Annotated in this window: 5 protein-coding genes; all 5 read left to right on the top strand. The window is 57.4% G+C overall.

Annotation, left to right across the window (positions count from 1 at the left end; genetic code table 11):
- Window positions 1–262 (top strand): DUF4974 domain-containing protein (locus I5W_RS21185; protein WP_044530715.1); only part of this gene is annotated, 262 nt, incomplete at its 5' end.
- A gap of 58 nt (window positions 263–320) precedes the next feature.
- A complete protein-coding gene (locus tag I5W_RS21180; RefSeq protein WP_237741928.1) occupies window positions 321–2,867 on the top strand; it encodes a TonB-dependent receptor domain-containing protein in 2,547 nt (848 codons plus the stop codon).
- A 10-nt stretch (window positions 2,868–2,877) separates the two neighbouring features.
- Window positions 2,878–4,191: an MBL fold metallo-hydrolase gene (locus tag I5W_RS21175; protein ID WP_044530714.1), complete on the top strand. Its 1,314-nt coding sequence runs from the start codon at window positions 2,878–2,880 to the stop codon at window positions 4,189–4,191.
- 112 nt (window positions 4,192–4,303) lie between these two features.
- Window positions 4,304–4,969 carry an energy transducer TonB gene (locus tag I5W_RS33615; RefSeq protein WP_252717157.1) on the top strand — a complete coding sequence of 222 codons (666 nt, stop codon included), beginning with the start codon at window positions 4,304–4,306 and terminating at the stop codon, window positions 4,967–4,969.
- Window positions 4,970–5,081: 112 nt separating this feature from the next.
- Window positions 5,082–5,870, top strand: coding sequence for a MotA/TolQ/ExbB proton channel family protein (locus I5W_RS21165; RefSeq protein ID WP_017453270.1), 789 nt, complete (start codon window positions 5,082–5,084; stop codon window positions 5,868–5,870).
- The last annotated feature ends 16 nt before the right edge of the window (window positions 5,871–5,886 follow it).

The following is a 5,886-nucleotide window of genomic DNA, read 5'->3' as shown; positions in this document are numbered from 1 at the left end:
ATCAATCGAACACCAACTGAGCTGGCGCCAAGCAAAGCTGGTGCTTGACCAGATGACGCTGGCGCAAGCCGCCAGCGAGTTCAATCGCTACACCAAGAAAAAAATCATCATCAATGATCCTCTGGCTGCGCAGATCCGGATAGGTGGCAGCTTTAATGTCGACAACGTCGATGGCTTCGTACGTCTGCTGCAAAGTGGTTTTGGCTTGACGGCCCAAGAGACCGGCAACGAAATAAAAATCGGCGTCGCGCATACCGGATAGTCTTCATTCACTCGTCTTAGAAGGGGAAAGCAGAACTCACCCAACCAAGAGGAATGGAATGATGCATAACCGAATCGCACTGGCGATTTCTACCTTGACACTCTGCGTCGTCGCCCATGCAGAGCAGCTCCATGAATTGAATATCCCAGGCGGAGAGCTCAAAACCGCTCTGGATATCTATTCCGCCCAATCCGGAATGCAGATTATCTACAATCTGGATGATGTGTCCAAGGCCCGTACCAGCGGGGTCAAAGGTAAGCTGTCAGATGAGCAGGCCTTATCTGCGCTTCTGGCAGATTCCGGTTTATACGTCAAAATGGACGGAAGTAATGCCGCCATCATCTTTCGCGGCTCCATGTTCGACTTGCCGGCACAGGAACTGGAGCAAGCCATCACGGCCCTAGAGGCGCAGACATCGCTGAAGGTCATCCGTCCCGCAGGCATGGACGGACTGATCAGCACCCCCGTTCATGGCAGCTATACCCCGGTCGAGGCATTGCGCCAGATGGTTGAGGGAACCGGACTGAACGTAGGCGAGCAGCAAGGCAAACAGATCAAGCTGTTCAGGGACGAAGGAACCTTAAGCACCGTGACCGTGACCGCCCAGAAGCGCTCGCAGTCCGCCCAGAGCGTCCCGATCTCCATGACCGCCTTGTCGGCCAAGACGCTCGATGCATTTCGGGTGCAGAGTCTGCAGGATGTGTCGCGACTGACACCGAGTCTGTTGGTGTCGTCATTCAGTCAGAACAATCCGACGGTCGCCATCCGGGGGGTCAGCAATACCTTCTCTCAGATGGGCGTGAGCAAACCAGTGGCTGTCGTGGTGGACGATGTTTTCATTCCGCGCAATAGCGCTTCCAGCTTCGAGCTGTACGATCTCGATTCCATCAATATTCTGAAGGGACCGCAGGGCACCTTGTTCGGTCGCAATGTGACCGGTGGCGCTATCGTCATCAACACCCGCGTTCCGTCCTTCGATGAGCGCGTGGTGGAAACGCACACGACCGTAGGAAGCTACGGTGATCGCCAGGTAACTGGGCTGGCGAGCGTCCCCTTAAGCGATTCTGCCGCCATCAAGATTTCCGCCAACATGCATCACCACGACGGCTATGGCAGTGATCGGCTGACCGGCCGTGAAGAAGATGACCTCAATAGCCGCGCCTTGCGCGCGCAACTGCGTATGAAGCTCAACCAAGATGCCGAGGCGACCTTCAGCGTGGACTACGGCGATGACTGGAATCGCGGTCGTACCTTGTCTTCCGATACTCTGGGCAATGATGGGAATTATCGTACTTCCGAACTGGGCATCGATCAGTCATTTCAGCGCAGTCTCTACGGCGTGTCGGCCAAGGTAAACTGGAAGATGGGGTCGGGCGAGATTACCTCCATCACGGCTTATCGCGCCTCGCAGTCGCGTGAAATCTACTCGGGCGTTGGCACCAACTTCCGCTTCCTGACCGCGGGGGCGCAAGCCATCAACGGTGATCGCGATCAGGTTGGCACGCTGTCTCAGGAATTGCGGTATGCCAGTCCGAAGGGGGAGTATTTCGATTTCATCACCGGCCTCTATCTGATGAACGAAGCAGGCGCCCGACAACTCCGCACCACTAGTCTGGCAGCGCGCACAGGTGCGGTATCTGGTGATGTGCTCTCGGATGCCAATGTCAATACAAGTAGCTACGCGCTCTTCGGTGACGGTACCGTGCATCTGCCAGCAAAAGTGGACCTGACGGCCGGCGTACGCTACACCTACGATGAAAAAACTGCATCGCTTGCGCGCACTGACTTCCGCAATTCGGCCAACTCGTACAATGTTGGCGGTGCCACCGGAAGCTGGAGCCAGATGACTCCACGGGTGGTCGTAAGTTGGACGCCGCAGGCAAATCTGATGACCTACGGCAGCGTGACCAAGGGCTTTACCGCCGGCGGCTTTAATACTGAGGCCGCCACTGCCAACATCTTCCGCACTACGTTCAAGCCCGAGAGCGTGACCAACTACGAAGCTGGTTTCAAGTCGCAATGGTTGGAGAACAAGCTGCGTCTGAATGGCTCGGTATTTCACATGAAATACAAGGACAAGCAAGAGCTGGTCTTCAATTCCACCAACGGCGTACTCAATATCGTCAACGCAGCTAGCGCCACGGTCAATGGCGGCGAACTGGAACTGGCCTACCGTCCGTTCAGATGGCTGGATCTGAGCCTGGGCTACAGTCGTCTGGAAGGCGTCTATGACAATTTTGTCGTGGGTTCGGTCAATAACACCGGTCACCCGCTGGGTAATTCGCCCAAGGATCAATACTCGGTGGCAGCCAACGTGAACCTGCCCCTTGAGATGGGTGGGTATCTGACCGGATCAGCCAGCTATAGCTGGATCGATAGTTATTACACCGGAGCCACCCAGGACCCCAATCTGCGCAACCCTGCATACGGCATGGTCAATGCCAGCGTTGGTTATGACAGCAGTGATCGCAAGTGGGGGCTTACCTTCTGGGTCAAGAACCTAACTAACTCCTATTACATCCTGACCCGCTCGACCCAGGTAGTCAATGCCGAATACGTTGGTGCTCCGCGCACGCTGGGCGTGACCCTCAATACTCATTTTTGAACAAGGAGCAATGATGCCCATCGATCAGAAACGGCGACACCTCTTGCAAGCCATTCTCGGTGCGCCAGTCATCGCAAGCGAAGGCTTGCCAGCCAGCCTGGCGGTCGCCGCCCCGGTCGCCTCATCCGAGCCGATGCAGGACACATCGCAACCCAGACAGTCCTTGCCGCCATGGCAGCCTGGCTTGCTGGATATCCACCATATCGCCACCGGACGCGGCAATGCCACGTTGATGGTGCTACCCGACGGTACCACCTTGCTGATGGATGCCGGCGATACGGCCGACGGTCCGGAGACCTCGTTCGAGCCGCGTCCCAACGCCTCGCGGCGGGCAGGGGAGTGGATCGGCCGCTATTTGCAGCGGCGCTTGCGCGACACCGGCGGTACGGCCCTGGATTATCTGTTCGTCACGCACTTCCATCCAGACCACACGGGGGATCCTACGCCCAGGTCGCCTCGTTCCGGCATCGGTGATTATGCGCTCTCGGGCGTCACCGATGTGGCCGAGATCGTTCCGATTACCACCGTAGTGGATCGCGGTTATCCCTCGTATGACTATCCCACCGTCTGGAAGGCGCCGTTCGCGGCCAATTATTTTTCCTACATCAAGAGTCGTGTCGACAAAAAGCAGGACGTGCAACGCTTCCAAGTCGGGACTGAACGACAGTTCGTGGGCAAGGGCTACCACGCTGCGAGCCAGCCGTTCAGCGTACGCAACCTGGTGGCTTCCGGTGAGGTGTGGACCGGTCGTGGCGAGGATACGATCCATATGTTCCCGCCGCTTGCGAGCTTGGAGCGGAAGGACTATCCCAACGAGAACCTGTGCTCGGCGGGTATTCGCGTCGATTACGGAAACTTCCGTTATTTCAGCTGTGCCGACTTGACCAGCTATACCTATGATGGCGACCAGCCCTGGCGCGATGTCCTCACTGCTGCTGCACGCGCAGCTGGGCGGGTCGATGTGGCCACTGCTGACCACCACTGTATGTTCGACGGGCTCAGCGCCGATACGGTACGGCTATTGCGCCCACAAGCCTGGATGATCCATACCTGGCATATATCGCATCCCGAACAGGTACAACTTGAACGTCTTTTCAGCGAGCGCCTGTACCCAGGCCCGCGCGATGTCTTTGCCACCACCGTGATGAAGGAAAACCTGGTCATGAATCATCGTTTGCTGTCGCGCTTGAAAAGCACTGATGGTCACATCGTCGTACGCGTTGCAGCCGATAGCAGCTTCCACATCTTTGTGACTGATGATCGGGATGAACGGGACACCATCAAAATGGTGTCGGGGCCGTATCAAGCCAGCAGGAAAGCCTGACGATGCGCTTCCTTCTCGTGTGGTACGCACTAATGACAGACTGGCAGGGCCAGCCTTCTTTTACGCCATATAACGATACCGGCAGAACTGTATCCCGGGAAGGCGACAAGCCATGACTTTGTCCTTTTCGTCCGAGCAGATGGTTTCTTCAAAGCGCGTGATTGGTATTGGACTGGTCATCGCACTGCATATTGGTCTGGCGTATGGGTTGCTCAATGGAATGCAAAAAGCGCCTGCCCGCTCGGCCATTGAACCGGTCCAGGTGGCGATCCTGGAGGAGCGCCGACCACCGCCATCACCTCCGCAACCGAAAGCAGCACCGGAGGTCAAGCCTAGCCCTATGCCCAGCAAACCGCAGCCGGCCCCGGTAGTGAGGCCGCCACAGACGACGCCGACAGTCACTCTTCCGGTTGCTTCGGCCAGCGCCACGGCGGTGGCAACATCGGTTCCGCCTGCCCCCACAGCGGCACCTTCCGCACCTTCTGTGGATAAGGGGCCTAGCCGAACGGCGGCGGTGGTCGATCCCAGCAAGTGCGGAAAGCCGCCTTATCCCAGCGCCTCCCAGCGCAATGAGGAAGAGGGCGTGGTGACGCTGGCTTTCCTGATCGGTGTGGACGGCACAGTGCTGGATGCGAAGGTACAAAAGTCCAGCGGCTATCCAGAGCTGGACAAGGCAGCGCGCGATGGCCTGAGTTTGTGCAAGTTCAAGCCGGCCACGGTAGACGGCGCTCCCGAGCAATCCTGGACCAAGATGCAGTACGTCTGGAAGCTTCAATAACGGTACCGGCCCTGATACCCCGATCAGGAGCCGGTCGGTCCCCCCCCTTTAATACCGGTTGTGTGCACCAGCGCTCGACTACGGCTTTCAATTTTTTATTCTGGAGCGATTCATGCTAAAACTTCGTCAACTCCTGCCTTACGCTATTGCACTTGTGATAGGCCAGATGTGGCTGCCTGCCGCCCATGCTGCGCAGATCGGAGTCGCAAACAATCCCTACGGCTTGGCCGCCCTCTGGGCTGCAGGCGATATCGTCGCCAAATCGACTTTGCTGATTCTCGTATGCATGTCTGCGGCAAGCTGGTACGTCATTCTCACCAAGGCCTATGAACAATCGCGCATGAAGTCCATGGGCAAGAAGGCCAACCGTGTTTTTTGGAAGGCAAGTTCGGTAGCCAACGGCATCGATGAACTCGGTGCAGGGACGCCTTATCGCTTCATCGCCGAGAGTGGGCAGTCCTCCAGCGAACATCATGAGGGAGCATTACTGGAACGGATCGACCTGAACACCTGGATCACCATGTCCATCCAGCGGGCCATCGAAAAAGTCGGCAGTCGCCTGCAAAACGGTCTCCCTTTGCTGGCTACGGTCGGATCGACAGCGCCTTTCGTTGGTCTGTTCGGCACGGTATGGGGTATCTACAATGCGCTGACCGCTATTGGCGTGGCAGGGCAGGCGTCGATTGACAAGGTTGCCGGACCGGTGGGAGAGGCCTTGATCATGACGGCCATCGGCCTTGCAGTGGCCGTGCCGGCGGTATTGGGTTACAACTGGCTGATCCGTCGCAACAAGAGCGTAATGGAAGATGTGCGCTCGTTCGGTGCCGATCTACACGCCGTGCTACTAGGAAAGTCGATGACGCCTGCAGCGCAGACGCAGATCAACTCAAATGGGAGCTGAGAATGGCAATGACACT

Origin of the sequence: Herbaspirillum sp. B65 (genome assembly GCF_000333555.1) — a bacterium.
In the GTDB taxonomy this organism is placed as follows: Bacteria; Pseudomonadota; Gammaproteobacteria; order Burkholderiales; family Burkholderiaceae_D; genus Herbaspirillum; species Herbaspirillum rubrisubalbicans.
This window is presented reverse-complemented; position numbering and strand designations above follow the sequence as displayed.

What these genes read in the sequence shown, in the direction of transcription:
- I5W_RS21165 (WP_017453270.1), top strand. Translation starts at nt 5,082, where the DNA reads ATGCTAAAACTTCGTCAACTCCTGCCTTACGCTATTGCACTTGTGATA.
- I5W_RS21180 (WP_237741928.1), top strand. Translation starts at nt 321, where the DNA reads ATGATGCATAACCGAATCGCACTGGCGATTTCTACCTTGACACTCTGC.
- I5W_RS33615 (WP_252717157.1), top strand. Translation starts at nt 4,304, where the DNA reads ATGACTTTGTCCTTTTCGTCCGAGCAGATGGTTTCTTCAAAGCGCGTG.
- I5W_RS21175 (WP_044530714.1), top strand. Translation starts at nt 2,878, where the DNA reads ATGATGCCCATCGATCAGAAACGGCGACACCTCTTGCAAGCCATTCTC.